Genomic DNA, 19,876 nt, shown 5'->3' with positions numbered 1-19,876 from the left:
AGGCGATTGGATTGAAAAGGATTTGGTCGAAAGGCGCATCCATTTTGCTTATGTCCGCCATGGTTGGAGGATTACTGATCGGCTGCACGAACACACCAGGAACAGGCGACGGCGGTGAAGGCAAGGAAGGAGAGACATCATACAAGCTGAAAATACTGCACAACTGGAACGGCTCGAGCGGTTCGGATAACGGGATGACGCCGGTTGAGCAGGTGATTAAAGAGAAGACTGGTGTCACGCTGGAGTGGGAATATACGAAAGGCAGCGAGACGGAGAAGGTGAATCAGATTTTTGCGACGCAGAACCTGCCCGACATTTATACCGGGCCTGCATGGGGCGGCGAGCTTGACGGCATTATCAAAGCGGCCAAAGAGGGCCAGCTGGTGGATATCTCGGACAAGCTAAGCAACTATCCGAATCTGATGAAGTCGATTGCACCGGAGAACGTGCCGCCGGCTTTATATGAGAAGGCGATCGATGCCTATGACGGCAAAAAGTATCTGCTGCTGCAAAACCAGCCGGCCACGAACGAGGATGGCATGGATTGGCTGTACGGCTTCTATGTTCGCAAGGACATCGCCGAGAAGCTTGGAGTCGATCCGCAATCCGTGAAGACGAAGGAGGATTTCTATAATTTCCTTAAGAAAATCAAGGATGCCAATCTTCAGGAGAACGGGCAGCCCGTCTTTCCGCTCGGCGGGTTCAGCAACGGCTGGGCGGTCGGCATCGGCAACACGATGTTCTATTCGGGTGCCTCCTATGTCGATAAGGGCGACGGAACGGTAGAGCATAACTTTTTTACGAAAGGCTATGAGGAATACACGCTCTTCTACCGGAAGCTGATCGAGGAAGGGCTGCTGGATCCGGAGACGTTTACGCAGACGGACCCGATCGCCAAGGAGAAAATCAACCAAGGCCGCATCGCGATTCTGGCGGCGCATTATCCGGCCATTCTTGACGCGTCCAAGGAGTATGCATCCGCCCATCCGGGCAGCGAGTTCGTTCCGCTCGGTCCGTTGGAGCGTGCCGACGTCGAGCCGGACCGGCCGGTGGACCTGGCGATCCAGGGGAACAATGTGACGGCCATAACGAAGAACTGTAAGGGCGAATGCGTGGATGCGGCGTTGAAGTTCCTGGATTTCATGGCTTCCGATGAAGGCTTCATGTTAGCGAGATACGGCGTAGAGGGCGTTCATTGGGAGATGAAGGACGGCAAGCCGGTTGCCATTCAGGAATGGTTCGACAAGTTCAGCACGGATACGAACATGAAGCTCCGCAAGAACGAGGGCATCAGCATCGGATTGGAATCGCTTACCGGACTGGACCGGATCAATTCGGCTGCCGGCGGCGACATCTGGGCCGATCAGGATCGGGTAGCCGCGATGGAAAACGCGCGAAAAATCCTTCGGCCAAACGGCATTCACGTGATCACGGCCTACAATCCGGGCGATGTGATCACGAAAGCGCCAGAGTGGGAAATGCTTAAGCCGTCGATGGACCGAATGGGCGATGCTTGGAAGGAAGCCGTGTTTGCCAAATCCGATGAAGCGGCGCTGAGCATCATTAACGAGCTTCGCGAACAGCTCCGCAATACCGGATATGACCAGGCAATGAAGTTTACGAACGATAATCTGAAGGGGAAAGACATCGTTACGGTTCAAATGCCGAACTAGCCGCAGTTTTGGTACAAGCACTCATTTGCTAAATCTTTAGCGGTTGGACTCGAATACAAAAGGTTTGCGGGAGAATAAACAGGCTTCGCTGTCTTTGTGATCAAGGATTGCGAAGTCTTTCGCATAAAAGCCCGTTTCATTCAAAGGAAATTCGGATGCCATGCAGAACTGTTAGGATAATATTTATGCTGCAATTTGCATCTCCTGCAAGATGGGTTCATGTTGTATCCGCCAAATATCGGAACAAAGGGAGCTGAAATGAACATGAAGACAAGTTTAAGACCGCCGTCCGTGCCGCTGGTCACGATTGACCCGTATTTTAGCGCGTGGTCGGCAGCCGATCATCTGTATGACGACCATATCCGGCATTGGACGAATAAACGCTGCGGTATGGTCGGCCTGATCCTAATCGACGGCAAACCGAGGAAGTTCATGGGACGGGTCGGACTGCAGGATGAACCGTCGGGTCCGGCGGAACCGGAGGTGCTGGAGCAAATCGGGCTTGCCGTTGAGCCGCTGACGACCCGCTACACCTTCGAAGGTGAAGGCATCCGTCTGGAGGTTAGCTTCACATCGCCGCTGCTGCCGGATGATTTGGATGTTTTGTCCCGTACCGTCACCTATGTCACGTTTCAGGCGAAGTCCATTGACGGTCAATCCCATCAAGTAAAAATTTATTTAGATGTAACCAGCGAGTGGTGTGTCCATACCACGGATCAGGTCGTCACCTGGAAACGTCACGAGCAATCGGAACGTTTGTCCGCTTTGTCGATCGGAACTGTAGCCCAGCCGGTACTGCAGCGCGCCGGGGATGATACGCGAATCGACTGGGGTTACATGTACCTAGCGTATCCTAAATCAAAGCGCATTCGAAGCGCCATTCATTCCGCAGCTGGAAGGGAAGCGTATCTTCGAACCGGCGAGCTCCCGGTTGCCGACGATGCAGCTAAACCGAGGCCTGCCGGGGAAAATATGCCGGTTCTCGCAGCCGAAGTCGATATGGGGCGCATCGACGCCGAGCCTGTGTCACAGTTCCTAATGCTCGCCTATGACGATGTGCATTCCATTGAATATTTTCATCAGCCGCTGGATGCTTACTGGAAGCGAAACGGGGCGTCCTTTCAGGAGATGCTGCTCTCGGCTGCGGACGAATATGAGGATATCCTGCAGCGCTGCCAAGCCTTTAGCGATGAGTTGCTGGGAGAATGCGCCGCAGCGGGCGGCGAACAGTTCAGGGATATCGCGGCATTGGCATACCGGCAAGCGATCGCGGCTCATAAACTGGTCACGGACGGATCGGGGCGGATCTTATTTTTCTCCAAAGAAAATTTCAGCAACGGCTGCATCGCCACCGTCGATGTCAGCTACCCGTCGATGCCTCTCTTCCTGAAGTATAATCCGGAACTGGTCAAGGGGATGATGCGTCCGATCTTCGATTATGCCGGAAGCGGCCAATGGGCATTTGATTTTGCCCCGCACGATGTGGGCACGTATCCGAAAGCCAACGGTCAGGTATACGGCGAGAACAAGCTGGAGTACCAGATGCCGATCGAGGAGTGCGGCAATATGCTGCTGATGGCAGCGGCCGTCTGCAAATACGAGGGCAGCGGGGATTTTGCCAAGGAGAACTGGGAGCTGCTGTCCAAGTGGGCCCGTTATTTGCTTGCGCATGGGCTTGATCCGGACAATCAGCTCTGTACCGATGACTTTGCCGGGCATCTCGCCCACAATGCCAACCTCTCGATCAAAGCGATTGTCGGAATCGGCGCCTATGCCTCAATGTGCAGCCTGCTAGGTATGGATGAGTCTGCCGAAGAATACCTGGCAGCGGCCAAGGCAATGGCCAGCGAGTGGCTGTCCATGGCGGACGCCGGGGATCACTACAAGCTTACCTTCGACAGCCCGGTCGAATCTTGGAGTCTGAAATACAACCTTGTGTGGGACCGGCTCCTGGAGCTTGGCTTGTTCCCGGATGAGGTTGCCGTCAAGGAGGTTGAGCATTATCTGAAGCAGCAGAATCAATACGGCGTGCCGCTGGATAGCCGCGAGACGTATACCAAGGCGGATTGGCTCATTTGGAGCGCTTCGATGGGAACCCGTTCGCAGTTTGAACGGTTGATCGCTCCGTTCTGGGACTTTCTGAACGAAACGGAAAGCCGCGTTCCCATCACGGATTGGTATGATACGAAGTCCGGGAAGCAGATGAATTTCCAGAACCGGTCAGTCGTGGGCGGCTTTTTCCTGCCTTTGCTGCTTTCAAAACAAACAGCGGCTAATGGACATTAAATGAAATCAGGTGATCAAGGTGCAGGAGTTTAGAACACGAGATACCATGCAGGATATTGGCCGAGCACCAATACGGGGCGATTCATTAGAAGCGCAGTTCCGGGATCCCGCCGCCATATTCCGTCCCCAGCCTTTTTGGTTTCTCAACCATAGGCTGGAGAAGCCGGAGCTGGAGCGGCAGCTTGAGGCCATGCATGAGGCGGGCGTCGGCGGGGTCGTGCTGCATGCACGGCATGGGATGCAATCGGGCTTTCTATCGGATGAGTTCATGGATGCGCTGGAGTTCTGTACGGAGGAGTGCCGCAAACGAAACATGATGGTATGGCTTTACGATGAGGATAACTGGCCGAGCGGAACGGTCGGCGGCAAGCTGACGCGGCAGTATCCGGAATATCGCATGCGGTACCTTCGCGTTGAAGAGCGAAGACTTCTAGGAGGCGGGGCGCAGGCTTCGTTGAAGCTAGACTTTACCTCTTACGAGCATCAAGAACTTATCGCCATTCTGGCTTACCGCGCGATTGAACGGGAAGGGGAGTGGCTGCTGTGCAGCAATCCCGAGAACATCACCGGCTTGCTAAACCAGGAATGGGTTCCTAAGACCGACGATTCCTACGTGATCCTTGCGTGCTGGTCCTGTGAAATTGCGGAAGGAATGACCTTCGCGCAAGGCTATTATCTGGATACGCTGAATCCGGAGGCGGTTCAAGCGTTTATCCGGATGTCATACGAGCCGCTGCTGCGATTGAAGAGGCAGTACGGGAAGACCATTCAAGGCGTGTTTACCGACGAGCCGGGACTCATGATTCATGACGGCTTCTTCGGCGTGGAAGCGATCCGGACGGATGTCCATAACGTGAGAGCAACGCTCCCGGGGATGGTGTTTGCCTGGTCCCATGGCATGGTCGAGCGGTTCCGGGAAGAGAACGGGTATGATCCGATTCCGCACTTGGGCGCATTGATGTACGGCATGGCAGATGGGAGCCGGACGTTTCGTCAGCAGTATTATGAGACGATTACGAGGTGGTATGTCGGCGGCTATCATGCAGCGATCCGCACCTGGTGCGAGCGGCTGGGCCTGCTGTACATCGGCCATACCTTGGAGGAGCCCGTGTGGGGCCAAGCCCGCTCCCAAGGCAATCAGACCCGCGTCATGCAGCAGTTTCATTACACGGGCGTTGATTATTTGACGCCGGGTATCGGCACCAAGGATCATCCGCATAGGATCGTGTCCGTGAAGACGGCGGCATCCGTGGCACAGCTGGAAGGCAAGGAGCGGGTCGTATGCGAGTCCTTCGGGGCAAGCGGTCATGCCTACTCCATGCGAGAGCGGCGGCTGGATGCGAATTTTATGGCGTTTCTGGGCGTCAATCTATTCATTCCGCACGCGTTCTATTATTCCTTTGCCGGCTATCGAAAAACGGATTTTCCGCCGACGGAATTTTATCATGCGCCGCATTGGCCGCATTATCGCAGCTTCGCTGATTACATCGGGCGCCTCAGCCTGCTCGGGGCTTATACAAAACGGCGGCCCGAAGTTCTCATGTTGTCACCGATCCACACGGTATACGACCATATGTTCGTATCGGGACAATCGAACCAGCATCCGGCTTGCGACCGATACTTCTCCTTGCTGTCGGATCGTCTGCTTCGGCATTCGCTGGATTATGATTATGTCGATGAGTGTCAATTGCGCGTAGCAAAGATCGTGCAAGGAAGCGGATTTTGCTTTGCGGGACAGGAGGACGGGTATCGGATACTGATTCTTCCGGGACTACAAGTGATGTCGAGAGATATAGCGGAACGATTAATGTCCTTCGTATCGGAAGGTGGAGCCTTAATAGCGATTGGCGCCATTCCGCAGCATAGTGAATACCAGCGGCACGATCCTGAAGTCACGCGTCATATGGACGCTTTGTTCGGGGCATCTCATCATGGTGTCGTTAACACGGTCGGAAAAGGGGTCACGGTATATTTCGACCTGGCCGGCGCGGATCATGACGAAGCAGCTGCTTCAGGAAATGATCGGAATGCCGAAGAAGAGTGTTTCGAGAACGTTTGTTCTCTTCTTCGGACGATGTTGTACAGACAGCTTAACCTGTCTTTGGATGTGACTGCAGGGAGCCGAGAGGATGTCATCATGGTGGAACGATATCGAGAGGGTATGCCTTTCGCATGGTTGCTGAATTGGTCAGATCGCGCCGTAACGGTCCGGATGAGCTGCAGTGACCGCCGCAGCGATGAACTACGCTTGTGGGATCTGGAGAGCGGGAGCGTTGTTTGCCTGACGAACCATGCCGAGCTGCACTTGGCGCCTGGGGAGCTGCGCGTGATTTCGTTTCCGACCGATCGAGGCACAGAATGGGGAGATCGAACTGACGTTCGGATTGATGGCCGAATCGATGCCCAACATTCTACAGATACTAGGATACCCGGCGAGCGGTTGCTGGGAGATTCTTGGCATTTCCAGACCCATGATCCTAACGTGCTCCTGCTTGATCGGTGGATGGTCACGCTGAATGACCGCGAGTCGCGGATGAATGCAACGATGCCGGGCCAAGTGAATACGTACCGTACGACCTTTACATTATCTGCAGAGCTGATCGATTGGCTGCGGGACGCACGGCGCTCGCATGAACAACAAAGCCAGCATACACTTGATCCTGCACGCACAGCGAGCCAGCCGTCCATTGAGCTGATCCTTGACGATGTGGACCAGCGCATTCCGTCCCATATCGGGTTCCTGCAGCGCCGCCGAAATATCGAAATTTTTGTCAACGGAGCTCGGCAGGAAGGCTTGCGGCCATCCCGGTGGCAAGATCCATATTATTCGGCAGTCGACATCACCTCGCATCTAACGGAGGGGGAGAATGTGCTCGAGGTGCTGACGGTTTCATTGCTTGAGCCCATGCCAGCTGTTTCGTTTCCGGCATTTCTAATCGGCCCCTTTGCGGCCCATGGTCACGCGTTAACCGTTCAGCCAGAGCTACTGTCAGGCGACTGGTGCAAAGCGGGTTATCCATACTACGCAGGAATCGGATGTTACTCGCAGCAGCTGTCGATTGCCGGAAAGGACCTTGCTCCGGATGAAGAAATATGGCTGGAGGCCGAGGATATTCGGGAGACAGCGCGGCTGTACGTGAAAAAGCACGATGCCGGCGTCCGGCTGTGGCCGCCCTACAGCTGGAATATCACCTCTTATATGAAGCAGGGGGATCATGTCTTCCGCATTGAAGTTGCGAATACGCTTGAAAATGTGTACGGCAAAAAAGCTCTGCCTTCCGGCGTGCTTGGACAGGTCAAGCTGGTCCGGCGGAGAGCGGGGGCTTCCTCGCAATCGTAGGTTCATAGACGGAGGAGCGATCAGGAGATTTCCTCACAAACCTTGTTTCAAAGAGGGATGACTCTCACTGAAAGGAGAGTCAACCATAGTTTCAAATATAAAGAAGGCCTTATCGTTAATCGATAAGGTCATTTGTTTGGGGATATGAGTTTACATAATATATTATATGTAAATTCGTTTATTAAGATCCTTATAGTATAGATACTTAATCTTTAAAATCTCCAAGTCCCTATTCCAGAATTCATATTCTGTATATGAATAGCCTGCTGTGATTCGATTAACGTAAAAACCCGCCACCAGTCGACCTGCAGCAATCTGCAGATTTATCGTTGGTTCGATAAGGACGTCTTCTGGTAAGCGTCGATAAACCGGGAAAAAAGAAAGATACATTATCCGGAATCAATCCGGAATCCAACACATAATCTTGTACAGAATGGACAGGGAATCCTTGTCCGACTGCCGGGCAATAGATCCGGCGATTATATGAAAGGAGGAGGATTGGTTGTGTCATCCACCCCGGAGGGGAAAGGGTCTGCGGTTCATGGTGGCCTGCCCAAGCGAAAATTCCGGTTCACCCGCAATGACTGGATGGGGTATTTGTTCAGTGCCCCGCTGATCATTGGCGTACTGGTGTTCGCCATTTACCCGATGTTTGCCGCGCTGTTCATGAGCTTTCATCAGACGTCAGGACTCAATCTGACCGGTACATGGGTTGGGTTGAACAACTACAAGTACGCGTTAGGGGATACCATATTTTGGCAAGCGTTTTCAAACACGTTCTTAATGGGGCTGTGGTCGGTCGTCCTCGGCATCGCTTTTTCTTTCATCTTGGCGAGCTTGATCAACAACCTGAAGTGGAACCTGGGAAGGAATTTTTTCAAAGCGGTCTATTTCTTGCCGAACGTTGTTTCCGGTGTGGCCACGACGCTCTTGTTTTCTTTTCTGTTCTTTCCGTCCAAGGAAGGGCTGATCAACTTTGTCATCGGATTGTTCGGCATCGAGCCTATCGGATGGTTCACGAATCCGCAAGTGGCGCCGTACAGCATTGTGCTCATGAGTCTCTGGGGGGCGCTTGGCTACAACACGATTATTTTTCTGGCTGGGCTGCAGAGCGTTCCGCGCGACCTGTACGAAGCGGCTGAGGTGGATGGGGCGGGTACTTATCGAAAATGGCTGTACATTACGATTCCGTATTTGCGTCCGATCTTTGTATTCATGCTCATCATGGGAACGATCGGCGGGATGAAGCGGTTTACCGATGTGTGGTTAATCGGAGGGACAGCCGGCAATCCGGGCGGAAGCCTGATGACGGTGGTGCTGTATATCTATCGGAATGCGTTTCTGGCTTCCCAGATGGGGCTTGCCACTGCGGTATCCTACCTGTTATTCCTGATCATTCTCATTCTGACGGTCTGCCTCATGCTGCTGAACCGGCGTAAGGACAGTCTGGATTAAATGCCGCCTAGCATGATGGCGATCTGCAAACACGATATCATGAAGACAGGAGGGAGACCATGTCCGGTACAGCTGTCTCTAAGGAGCCTGTGCCCCGCAGACGGTTGTCGATCAATCAGTTGATTCTGACAATCGTGCTGTTCGCCGGTTCCTTCATAATGATCGTACCGTTCTTATGGATGCTGATTACCAGCTTCGACTGGGCAGCGCGGCTGAATATTACGTTTCCGCCCAAAATCTGGCCGGAGGAGCCGTCCATTCGAACCTTTGAGGTTGCATTCACGAATATCAAGATGTTCCTCTATATCGGGAATTCCACGCTGGTCAGTGCAGGCGTTATTCTCATTAGCTCCCTATCGGCGCTATTGTCCGGCTATGCGTTGTCTAAGCTTCGTTTCAAGGGGGCGAACATCGTGCTTCTTCTCGCCCTCAGCACCATGATGATCCCGTTTGAAATGACGATGATTCCGCAGTACCTGCTGTTCAGCGAGCTTGGACTTGTTGATAATTACCTCGCCTTTTATTTGCCGGCGATGAACTATGCGTTCGGTACATTCCTGGCGAAGGCATTCTTCGATCAGCTGCCCAGCAGCTTAAGGGAGGCTGCCGTACTGGACGGTGCCAAGGAGTTTACCGTGTTCAGCCGCGTGTATTTGCCGCTGTGCACGCCGATCATTGCCACGATGGTGATTCTGCTGTTTCTCGGCGTGTGGAATGATATGCTCTGGCCTTTGCTCATTTTGAAATCGGCAAGCAAATACACCATTCAGATCGGTCTGGCCATGTTCACCTATAATAACGGCATTAACCAACAGCCATCCATCATCATGGCAGCCACGACGGCCAGTCTGATCCCGGTTATCGCCGTCTATCTGTTCCTGCAGCGCTATATTATCGAGAGTATCGCGCTGTCCGGCATTAAGCAGTAGATCGTAAGATAAGCAATTCATTCGGAGGTGTCATGAAATAATGAAGAAGGCTGTGCTGCTTATATTATCCTTCGTGCTGACGTTTACGCTGGCCGCTTGCTCGGGCGGTTCGAACACCGATGTGACCGGCGGCGTCAAGATCGAAAAGGTGTCGGACATGGAAGGGACAGTGCGCGTGGCCCTCGCCGGCTGGCAGCTGGAGAATGGCATTGACGCGCTGACCGGCAATCCGGTGATTGGTCTCAATGAATACCTGGATAAGACGTTTAAGATCATGTACCCGAACATTAAGCTCGAGGTGTACCAAATCCCATGGGAAAATGTCAAAGCCAAGCAGTCGGCAATGCTCTTATCCGGTGACGCCGATGTCTTATATACCGGGGGCGCCTTCGCTTCCCAATGGTATCAGGACGGGCTTTTGCGCGATCTGGATGACCTGATTGCCAATGATTCATCCTTCGATCCGGGCATTTATCTTGAGGGGATCATGAACAATTCTTACAGCACCAAGTCGCCGGACGGAACGAAGCAATTTGGCATTCCTGCCGTTCTCGGCCGCAGAATGACGATTTACGATAAGAAGCTCTTTGAAGACTGGGGCGTTGAACCGCTCTCGGCTAAGCCTGGTCCCGATGAAATTCTCGAGAAGGCCAAGAAAATGACCGGGAAAAATCCGAAAACAGGCGAAGATAATTACGGCCTCTTCTGGAGCGGCAACTCCTTAAACGGCTCTACCTTTGTCGCGTTGACCCTCGCATACGGCGCCAAGGGAGCAGAGGGAACGCTGAAGGATGTCAAGAGCATCAAGTGGCATCTGAATTCACCGGAGATGGTCAAGGTGCTGGAATGGCTGAAAGAAGCAGCGCAGCTGCCGCCTAAGGGCTTCGTGAATGCACAGGGAGCTGAAAATTTCGGTCTGGAGAAAAACAACATCGCGATTGCGCTCGATTCCACCGGGGGATCCACCATGAGCGAATACCGTTCGAAGCAGAACAAAGAGCTTCTGGACCGGTTCGAGCCCGTAATGAACATGGGGCCTGACGGAGAAGGATGGGTGGCTGTCGATCCGTTCGTCATGGCGAAGAATGCCAAGGATGTGGAGGCATCATGGGAAGTGCTCAAATTCTTGAGCGGTCATATGACGCAGAAATATAGGTACGAAAACTTCTCCAGTACGCCAACCTTGAAAAACGCCGATTTTGTTACGCCGGAGGACAAGTACGTGAAAAAGGCGCTTGAAATCGCAGCCGTCGGTCATTCTGAGCTGATGGACGAAGCCAACCCTTTCTACATGAGCGACATCGCTCCGGCAATCAACGGGTTTATCAGCCAAGCGGCCTCTGGCAACGCCCCGGATATACAGAAATTCCTGGATGATCTTCAGTCGCGTGCTGAGAAATGGTCGGCCAATTTGAAGTAACTTTTAATATGCATAGACGGGCCTAACCATGATGAGTATATGAACGTCATATCATAAAATATTCCAATTTGTATGTACATTTAGGATATCCGGCCGAAATGGCCGGTTTTTTTACGTTTGACCATTCTTTTTTGCAGCCGGCGATGGTCTGGTGCCTCTCTTGCGTTTCGGTGAAAACAAGCTTCTTAGCATAATGATCATGGCAAGCAGAAGGGGGACATAGATTTGAAAGATCGGAAAATGATATTTCAAATTTTGCTCAAAACCGACCCATAGATGGTGAATCAGATTGGGCGAAATAAAGGAAATCGCATAGATAAAACCTCCGACGGCCAAGGTGAGCATCTTATGATTCATTTTGATCAGCTGCGAAAGCCCAAGCACTGCCGCCATGTAGAAAGCTGTCATTTTGACGAATATCCCGATATAGATCAGCATCATTATGATCGGGTCCAGTCGTTCCAGGAAATTCGCAATCTGGATCAGACGGACACTGCGGAGCATCGGAAGCGTTGAGATGCTTGTTATGGTCGGGTCCAGAATGGCAAGATTCAATATGCTGAAGACTAGCAGGAACATGCCGACGAACAGGTAGGACAACACCGTAACCTTGGTCAACACCTTTTGGTTGTTCAGATGGTTCCAGAACACGAGAAATACGACGACCTGGCCAAACGGAAAGCTGATGACTTTGGGGATTGCCGCTTTGATGACGGGCATTACCCCGTTTTCAAGAATCGGAAGCAGCCGTTCGAGATGAATCAAATTGGTCGAAACAAACATAATCACGAGCAGAAGGTAGCCGATCAAGGTAATCGGGAGTAAAAACTCGACCACACGAAAGAACACCTCGATTCCTTTGGATACGGCGTACCCGGACAGCACGATCATGATCAGCATTAAGAGGAACAGGGGAGTACTCGGAAGGAAGGCAACATTGATAATGTCTCCGAATTCCCGAGTGTTCCTCATGGATTCATAGACGAAATAGAAGATGTAGGCTACGGCCAAGAGCGTGCCGATCCAACGGCCGAAATGACGCTTCAGGATCTGGTAGAGGCTCTTGTCGGCATTCCGCTTCTGAATATAAATATAGACGAAAAGCAGCAATAACCCGGCCAGCATCCCCGTGAGCATCACCAGCCAGGCGTCTTGGTTCACCTCGATCCCCAGCTGATACAAAGGCGAGCTTCCGATAATGAATAATATGGTCATTGCGATCAGTTGGTACTTATCAATTTTCTCCATATCCTTAACATCCTTATGTTGTCCTTTGTCTCCGAAGTTTCGGGCGTTGGCCCCACATCTCTTTCGGCATTATTGTTTCGGTTCCAGCATATTCGAGAACGGCTGGTAGAGCATATTGGTATTCTCGATACTCGCCTTGACATGCATACGAATCTCGATTTGCTCGAGCGGCTGCTTCGATTGACTCAGCTTTCTCCAGGCCACGGGCTGTTTCCGATGAATCACATTACGGATACCAGCTACATCGGCATTCAATTCTCTCATCTTGCTCCATGCGGCTTGGATTTCTTCCTTGATTTCATCCTCGATCGCCCGCTCCAGAATCTTGATGACATCCGGGTCCTTCAGTTTCATAGGGCAGCTCATTTCATCCAGCACCCCCTCCGCTTTAACTCGAACATCCATTACGATCCCGTCCGCATGAACTTTGGGATCCAGCTCGGTCGATGATTTGATCACAGCGAAGCTCGAAAGTTGGTCGGGATTTCTTTCATCGCATGGAAACACAATGATCATCTGACTGACTTCATTCGACAACCAGGCAACGCCGCGGCTTTCCCGGCGATTCATCCAGCCGATTAATTTATCATGGCGAAAAACACCAAGATCCCCAAGCTTGATAACGGCCTTGCTTCGAGTGGATTTAAGCGCATCCAGCGAGGATTGCGCTTGCTTATTACCGGATATCCTCACCTCGGGAACTTTTGCATCGGAGTTTGGATCGGCGACCATCGTTGCGAAGTCGATGAGCTTGATATTTTGGACCTGCGACAATTTGTCATGGCTTTGTTCGATCACCCGTTGAATGGCGTTGCCGTTTATTTTCTCAAGCGGGATGAATACCTCCAACAGATCGGAGGCTTTTCCCTTGGTCAGAAGGACCGACATCGTTTCCCGGCTCTCGATCGGACGCAGAAAGAAATCCAGCATCTGTTTTACCCCTTCGGTCCGAGCTACGCCTTCATTCATGATCAAGACCGAGTTATGACCGAAAAAGAGGGTGCGTGACGTCTCCAAGCTTGCATTCTGCATCGCTTCACGGATCGTTCGGCCTCGTGTCGAGAAGATGGTGACCGGGGATTGACTGCCGCCGGCTCCGCCGCCGGTTTGCGTGGCAATGGCCTGCGGAATGACGACTTGAAAGGAAATGACCCATTGCTTTCGATCCTCATCCCGGTCGATTGCCGTTGCGGCCACAAAGCTCAGGGAGTTCAATTCGTTGCTGTCCCAGCATCCGCTCAGGAGCAGCAGGAAGATTAGCATAACTATTGGAATTATCCGATTGCGGTCCATACATCATCACCTCTTTAGCTGCCATGATGCTTGTTTATTCATTGTCTTCCGATGGCGATGGTTTTAGATTTTTGCTTTGTCTTGTAACATTCTGCGTATTGATCAATCTCGGTCTGCGCTTCATGGCCCACCATGGAACCCGGATCAAGGTATCCTTCTGATCGGAAGGAATGAAGGGAGCGACTGGAACCAGATAAGGAATCCCAAAGGAGCGAAGCCCGCTCAAATGAATGAGCACAGCGATCATGCCAGCAATGATTCCGAACAAGCCTAGAGTGGCGGCCAGGATCATAAAGCCGAACCGCAGCAGCCGCGCCGAGTTCGAAATGCTGATCGATGGGGCAACGAAGCTGGCGATGGCCGTAAAAGAAACGATAATGACCATCGCAGCCGACACCAGGCCGGCCTGAACCGCAGCTTGACCGAGAACGAGCGCTCCGACAATCGAAATCGCCGATCCGATCGCTCTCGGCATACGAACGCCGGCCTCCCGGAGAACTTCAAACGTAATTTCCATCGCGAACGCTTCGACCAATGCCGGAAAGGGAACGCCTTCCCGTTGTGCGGCCAGACTGATCAGAAGCAAGGTTGGGAGCATCTGCTGATGAAACGTCGTGATCGCAATATAGAGAGAAGGCAATAGCATGGAAATCACGAACGAAACCATGCGCAGCAAGCGCAGAAATGTGGCGATGTCGTGCTTCTGATAGTAGTCCTCGCTGGATTGAAACAGCTTGAAGATCGTGATGGGGGCAATGAGCACAAATGGGGTCCCATCGACCAGAATCGCCACTTTGCCTTCCAAGACCGCACCGGCAACCGCATCGGGCCGCTCCGTATTCGTTATGGTCGGAAAAGGCGTGAATGTCCGGTCCTGGATAAATTCTTCGATATATCCGCTCTCCAAAATGCTGTCCGTATCGATTCGGTCCAACCGTTGGAGGATCTCATTCACGATCTTTTCATCGGCAATGCCATGCAGATACATCACCGAAACATCGGTTTGTGTCTGGCGTCCGATCTTTCGGTTGATGATCCACAGGTCAGGGCTTTTGATCTTCCGGCGGATCAAGGCGGTATTCGTTCGGATATTTTCCGTAAACCCTTCTTTAGGTCCGCGAATAACGGTTTGGGACTGGGGTTCTTCCACTGCGCTGTTCGCCGCCGAAAGAACTCGCCAGGACGCCTTTTACGGAGCCGTTCACGAGAATCGCCGTATTCCCCGCTAATACCGCATTTAGCAGCTGATCCATGCTGTTTAGCTCGCTGACTGTTCCGTTGGATAGAAACCGGTTCTGGATCAGGCTGACAATCTGAGTCGGGGTAGGGGAAGGGGGGATTTCCATAGAACTGACCTGCGTCAAGGAATCCATGATGGAATGGTTGATGATTTGATCTTTCACCAGACCATCAATAAAGATCACGGCCGCGCGAATTTCACACCCCACAACCTGGTCAAGCCTCCGTATGATGATATCCGGACTGTCGCCCGTACGCTCCCGGATGATGCTTAAATTCATGTCCAACTGCTCGGACAAGGCGGTACCGTCCGTAACCGCTTGTTGCAGCATTGGCTCTTCTCTGGTCTTGGATCGGGCGGCTGAACGGCTGCGCTTCTTGAAAAAGAACATCTCTAAAACCACCTTAACCAGTTATCGTATGAACTAAGGGTTACCTATTTCCTGGAATCGTAACCGCGCATGCAGGGAGCTCTTAGAGTAGAGCCGAAACTAAGCACAGGCAGATCCGCATTCAGAGCTCAGCCGGTATACGCTTTGGTCGGAAAAACCTTACTCTGCTTTCATTCCGACTCTGCGAACTTTTGATGTCACATGGATTTCGAATGTAGATTCCTTATAGAGCTTTTGCCACCGGTCGGCCGTCCGAACGTTCCGATTCCAATACGTCGGCTTTGTTGCCCGTACGAGCTCGCCGAATCCGAAGATGTCCGATTCCTTCTCCTGGGTCTTTCGAAGAAGCCCGAGGACCAGCTCTTTGACGGAACGTTCATTCTCTGAGGCGATTTCCTCAAGGATCCGGGATGAATTGATCGGTATCACTTCTTCATTCTTCTCTTCGACGTTGACCTCCGTCATTGCCGTGATCGTAAAGTGGGGGACGCCGTCCTTGATCTTAACCGTCGTCGTTGCTTCCCGGTTTGTCGCATGGATCGTAACGATTTGCGAGTCATCGCCCAAATGGATGATCCCCCGGTATCCCGCCGGGCTGATTCCCTTGATGACCAAATATCCGGCAATTTCAAACGGCTTTGTCGTGCCGACCATCCTCTCCCCCTTAAAGTAAGCGATCCCGCTGATTTGAACATTCTCACCTTCCATGATTTGAATGTAAGGGAGGAATCCTTCTTGACCCTTCTTCGAGGAATTGCTCCAGAACGTTCCAATGTAATTGGTCGGGAATTTCCCATGCCTAACGGCATCGTCTAACGTGGATGCCAAGTACAGCGTCGGGACGCGCTCCAATTTCGGAGCAGCTTCCATCAGCGCCTTTGCTTTTCCTTTCGACACCATCATCCATGCCATTCGGCGTACTTCCGCATTGCGATGAAGATAATCGTTTATATTTTGGATACCTTTCCTTGCAATTTCCTCGGAGATGACGATGACACGGAGGTGGCCGAAAAACAATTTTCCCGATATCTGCTGCTGTAAGTTCATCATGGCATCATCGATCGTATGACCGACGACACTGAGCACCCACACGGTCTGTTTTCCACCACCGTCGCTGCTGCCGCCGCTCTCGCCAGGCCCGAGGGGGATACGCCCCGGCAGAGCGATCTGCACGGACAACTGAATCATGCTCTGTTTTGGAGCGGGATATTTCCCCATGAGGTGGGATACCTCGTCTTCCTTCTTCGCCGCATCCGGCCCGGCGGTGTCTATGGATATGCCAAGGACGACGGCACGCTCCTCAAGCTCCATGCGATCCCAACAGCCTGTTAGCAGCGATGCTAGGAGGAGAAGGGTCATGATGATTCTCAGCTTGTAATCTACGGATGCATGTTCTCTCATAGAAATCTTCCTTCCCCGGGATTGATCCATATCGTCACGCTCATAAAATGATTTTTAACGTCATAGCCCCCAAAAAAATGACGATGCCTGACACGATGTTGATCCAGCCTAGGACGCGCGATACTTTCTTCTCCTTGTCCATCTTCGATTGATCATATTTGCGGGTATCGACAACAAGATTAAATAACCCGGTCAAGATCCAAATCGCAATGGCGACATACAGATAACCGCTGTAGATTTCACCGATCATCGGGAAGCACCTCTTTTTTTGCGCAGCTTCGAGATCGTCAGCAGCACGCCTGGGTACACAATGGTTATCAGCAGTCCGAACTTGGATATGACGGCATTCCATTCATTTAATTGAAGCAAGCTCTGGGGAAGCATCGCCAGCACGAACAAGATCGGTAGTATGAAAAAAGACAGCATCCCTTGATCAGCCAGCTTCAACATCTTGCTAATCGAATAGATGGTAAAGTAATAACAAGAGAACAAGGAGGTAAATACGGCCGTAACCCATACGGCAAGAAATACTGCATCCAAGCGCTCCAGCACATTGGCGGGCAGTGAGGTCGCCTTGGCCAGCTCGAGTGTCGGCCAGAGCAGTGTCTTCGTTTCTTCCGCACCGAACACGCCGACGGTTGCGATAACGATCAATGTATACAGCAAGCCCGTCACCAGCATTGCCCAAAAGCTTGCCCGCATCGCCTTCTCGGGTCTGCACATGGCGGGGATGACCATCATCATAATAAAGTAACCCTGAAACATCGTGGAGAGCGTAATGATCCCCATTGGGATCCCGCTCGGGTCGTTCCCCCAGACCGGAAGCACGTTGATGATGTTGGCGCTCTTTAAGGAAAGGGCGACAATCAGCAATGCGGGTACGAGAATAAATGGGCTGTAAAATAAGTGGATGTAGGCAAAAGACATGATGTTCTTGCGTGAGGAGAGGGCTGCCAGAAGCAGCATCACGAGTACGGTCACTTCCAGCGGCGTATTCTTGAGCACGGCTGTGACGACAACCTCACCGAATTCTCTTGCCACCAGCGAGCACAATACGCCAAAGAAGACGATGGATACAAGGTTTCCAATCGTGCCGAGCCACCTGCCCATGATGACTTCACTATATTGGATGTACGAATCATTGGGGAATCGCATGCCCAGGCGGGTCATGAAAAATAAACCGACAAAGGCGAGCGCCATCCCCAAAAATGTGACAAGTGGGGCTCCGGCGTCCGCTGCGCGTGCCGCCCCAAGAGGGAGTGCTAGGACGCCGACCCCCACGATCGTGCTGATCGTGATTGCCGATGCCTGCAATACGGTTACTTGGCGCTGATTATTCATCGTTTAACGCCCCTTTTCTCCGTTAGGATGGGTGGAACTCATGATGTTATTTGAAGCATGATCGACTTGGTCAATCATGTTGTCGCCCAATCTTGTGATGTCCTGCGTGTGGAGGAAGGAAGGCCTGTTCTTCATTTTCCACAGTGGTCCTCGCGTCAGCAAATCGCGCATGCCCTGAACGTTGCCCGGAACGAAAGGGCTCAAGTAAGGAACGCCAAACGATTTGAGCGACAGCAGGTGATTCGTAATGAGAATAAGCCCGACCATAACGCCATAGAGACCGAACACGCCGGCCAAAATGATTAATGGGAACCGCAGAATCCGGAGTGCGAGCGCTGCATTGTATGCGGGTGTAGCGAATGACCCGATGGTTGTCAGAGCAATGATGACGACGGTGATCGGGCTTGAGAAGCCTGCAGCAACCGCAGCCTGTCCAATGACGAGCACCCCAACGATCGATAAGGCACCGCCAACCTGCTGTGGCAGACGAATCGTCGCTTCACGCAAAACCTCCATGGAAATTTCGTGACCAACACTTCAATGACCGCTGGAAAAGGTACACCTGCTCGTCCGCCCGCTACCGCAACGGCAAATTCGGTAGGGATCAATTCCGGATTGAATGAAATGATCGCTACATATAGCGAAGGGAAGACTAATGAGAAGATAAGGGCAACGAGCCTGGACATCCGGATCGCGCTCATCAAGACATACCGTTCGGTATAGTCTTCGACGGTCTGGTAGAACTGGCTAAAGACGGTCGGTACGATGAGAGCCATCGGTGATCCATCCACCATAATAGCTACTCTTCCTTCGAGCAGATTGGCTACGACTTTATCCGGCCGCTCCGTATATTGAATCTGGGGAAACGGCGACCAGTGGTTGTCTTCAATAAATTGCTCCAAGTAGCCGGCATCGAGCACGGCATCAATATCGATGGTGGATAGGCGTTTATTTACTTCTTGAACAATGCCCGGATTGGTGATGCCCTCCATGTAACAGACGGCAACCTTGGATTTGGTCTTCGTTCCGATCTGCATGGATTTCACCCGGAAATCCGGCGTCTGCAGACGGTATCGAAGAAGGGAGATATTCGTTCCCAAGGATTCAATGAAGCCTTCCCGGGCCCCTCGAATGACTTGTTCCGTGGCTGGCTGTTCGATCGATCTCTGGGAAATCTTACGGGTTTCGATGACGATTGCCTCGTTCAGCCCATCGATGACGACGACGGATTGCCCGCGCAGCAGACTGTCAATTAGTATTGAAATATTTCGTTCGGCGAATCCTTCGCTATGATAAAGCGTATCCTCTAATAATGTATCCCTCAGCGCATGAAGCGGGATGCTCTCCACATCGATATGGGGGGGACCGTACTTGAGCGGCTTCAATATTGTATTATTGATCACGACATGGTCCGTAATATCGGTGAAATAAAACAGGACCGCACCATGCTGTCCGAATATCTGGAAGGAATGGACGATAAAATCGTCGCTGCCCCCGAGGAGATCCTTGATGCTTGACGTCGTTTCCTCTAGACTTTCGGAGATGTTCCGACCCTCTACCTGCTTTGTCACCGGTTTGTCAGCGGATTTACCCTTTCTTGACCGGTTGGACCCCTGCCATTTGGAAAAAGACATGGATGTTCACACCTTTCCCGATTTAACGGTGCTCATAGCAATTGAATATTTTGACTCAGTATTTCCACTGTTTGTAATTTTTATCAATTGTGGTAGTGAACCCATCGAGAGCGGGTTGAATCACTTAACCTTAGATGACACATATGGGATTCTTGTATATAACGATGCCCAAGACGCTCCTCATCGGTAGAGATGAGCGGAGGAGCTGCGGCAGACATGTCGAAT

11 protein-coding genes and 2 pseudogenes are annotated in these 19,876 nt (G+C 52.0%); 6 read left to right on the top strand and 7 right to left on the bottom strand.

The features are described 5' to 3' along the window. Positions 1-11: 11 nt before the first annotated feature. From MKX76_RS08340 to MKX76_RS08315, 6 genes are all read left to right on the top strand, one after another. Entirely contained in the window at positions 12-1,673 is a 1,662-nt protein-coding gene (locus MKX76_RS08340; RefSeq protein WP_007131398.1) for an extracellular solute-binding protein, read from the top strand. Between the two features lie 258 nt (positions 1,674-1,931). Further along, positions 1,932-3,959, top strand: a complete 2,028-nt coding sequence (locus MKX76_RS08335) for a glutaminase domain-containing protein (RefSeq protein WP_445669839.1) — start codon at positions 1,932-1,934, stop codon at positions 3,957-3,959. Between the two features lie 19 nt (positions 3,960-3,978). Continuing rightward, positions 3,979-7,299 carry a glycosyl hydrolase gene (locus tag MKX76_RS08330; protein ID WP_341033447.1) on the top strand — a complete coding sequence of 1,107 codons (3,321 nt, stop codon included), beginning with the start codon at positions 3,979-3,981 and terminating at the stop codon, positions 7,297-7,299. A 504-nt stretch (positions 7,300-7,803) separates the two neighbouring features. Beyond that, the gene (locus MKX76_RS08325; protein ID WP_341033446.1) at positions 7,804-8,754 is read left to right on the top strand and encodes a carbohydrate ABC transporter permease; all 951 of its coding nucleotides are present in this window, start codon (positions 7,804-7,806) and stop codon (positions 8,752-8,754) included. A gap of 59 nt (positions 8,755-8,813) precedes the next feature. Continuing rightward, positions 8,814-9,683 carry a carbohydrate ABC transporter permease gene (locus MKX76_RS08320; RefSeq protein WP_007131402.1) on the top strand — a complete coding sequence of 290 codons (870 nt, stop codon included), beginning with the start codon at positions 8,814-8,816 and terminating at the stop codon, positions 9,681-9,683. A 40-nt stretch (positions 9,684-9,723) separates the two neighbouring features. Then, positions 9,724-11,103: an extracellular solute-binding protein gene (locus tag MKX76_RS08315; protein ID WP_028404294.1), complete on the top strand. Its 1,380-nt coding sequence runs from the start codon at positions 9,724-9,726 to the stop codon at positions 11,101-11,103. A gap of 111 nt (positions 11,104-11,214) precedes the next feature. On the opposite strand, the gene MKX76_RS08310 is transcribed toward MKX76_RS08315, so the two are convergent. From MKX76_RS08310 to MKX76_RS08280, 7 genes and pseudogenes are all read right to left on the bottom strand, one after another. Next, positions 11,215-12,351 (bottom strand): GerAB/ArcD/ProY family transporter, encoded by a 1,137-nt coding sequence (locus MKX76_RS08310; protein ID WP_341033445.1) that lies wholly within the window; start codon positions 12,349-12,351, stop codon positions 11,215-11,217. Positions 12,352-12,420: 69 nt separating this feature from the next. After that, on the bottom strand, positions 12,421-13,644 hold the full coding sequence (locus tag MKX76_RS08305; protein ID WP_341033444.1) for a Ger(x)C family spore germination protein: 1,224 nt from the start codon (positions 13,642-13,644) through the stop codon (positions 12,421-12,423). A 34-nt stretch (positions 13,645-13,678) separates the two neighbouring features. Next, positions 13,679-15,275, bottom strand: a pseudogene (locus MKX76_RS08300) (spore germination protein). A 159-nt stretch (positions 15,276-15,434) separates the two neighbouring features. Beyond that, positions 15,435-16,676, bottom strand: a complete 1,242-nt coding sequence (locus MKX76_RS08295; protein ID WP_341033443.1) for a Ger(x)C family spore germination protein — start codon at positions 16,674-16,676, stop codon at positions 15,435-15,437. 40 nt (positions 16,677-16,716) lie between these two features. Continuing rightward, positions 16,717-16,926 carry a CLC_0170 family protein gene (locus MKX76_RS08290; RefSeq protein ID WP_007131406.1) on the bottom strand — a complete coding sequence of 70 codons (210 nt, stop codon included), beginning with the start codon at positions 16,924-16,926 and terminating at the stop codon, positions 16,717-16,719. Then, the gene (locus tag MKX76_RS08285; protein WP_007131407.1) at positions 16,923-18,017 is read right to left on the bottom strand and encodes a GerAB/ArcD/ProY family transporter; all 1,095 of its coding nucleotides are present in this window, start codon (positions 18,015-18,017) and stop codon (positions 16,923-16,925) included. The genes MKX76_RS08290 and MKX76_RS08285 overlap by 4 nt, the downstream gene beginning before the upstream one ends. Before the next feature lie 3 nt (positions 18,018-18,020). Further along, positions 18,021-19,651, bottom strand: a pseudogene (locus MKX76_RS08280) (spore germination protein). Between the last annotated feature and the right edge of the window lie 225 nt (positions 19,652-19,876).

The organism is Paenibacillus sp. FSL R5-0810 (assembly GCF_038002285.1).
Taxonomy (GTDB): Bacteria; Bacillota; Bacilli; order Paenibacillales; family Paenibacillaceae; genus Paenibacillus_AQ; species Paenibacillus_AQ lactis.
Note: the sequence above shows the minus strand (reverse complement) of the source record. Positions and strands in the feature narration are given on the sequence as shown.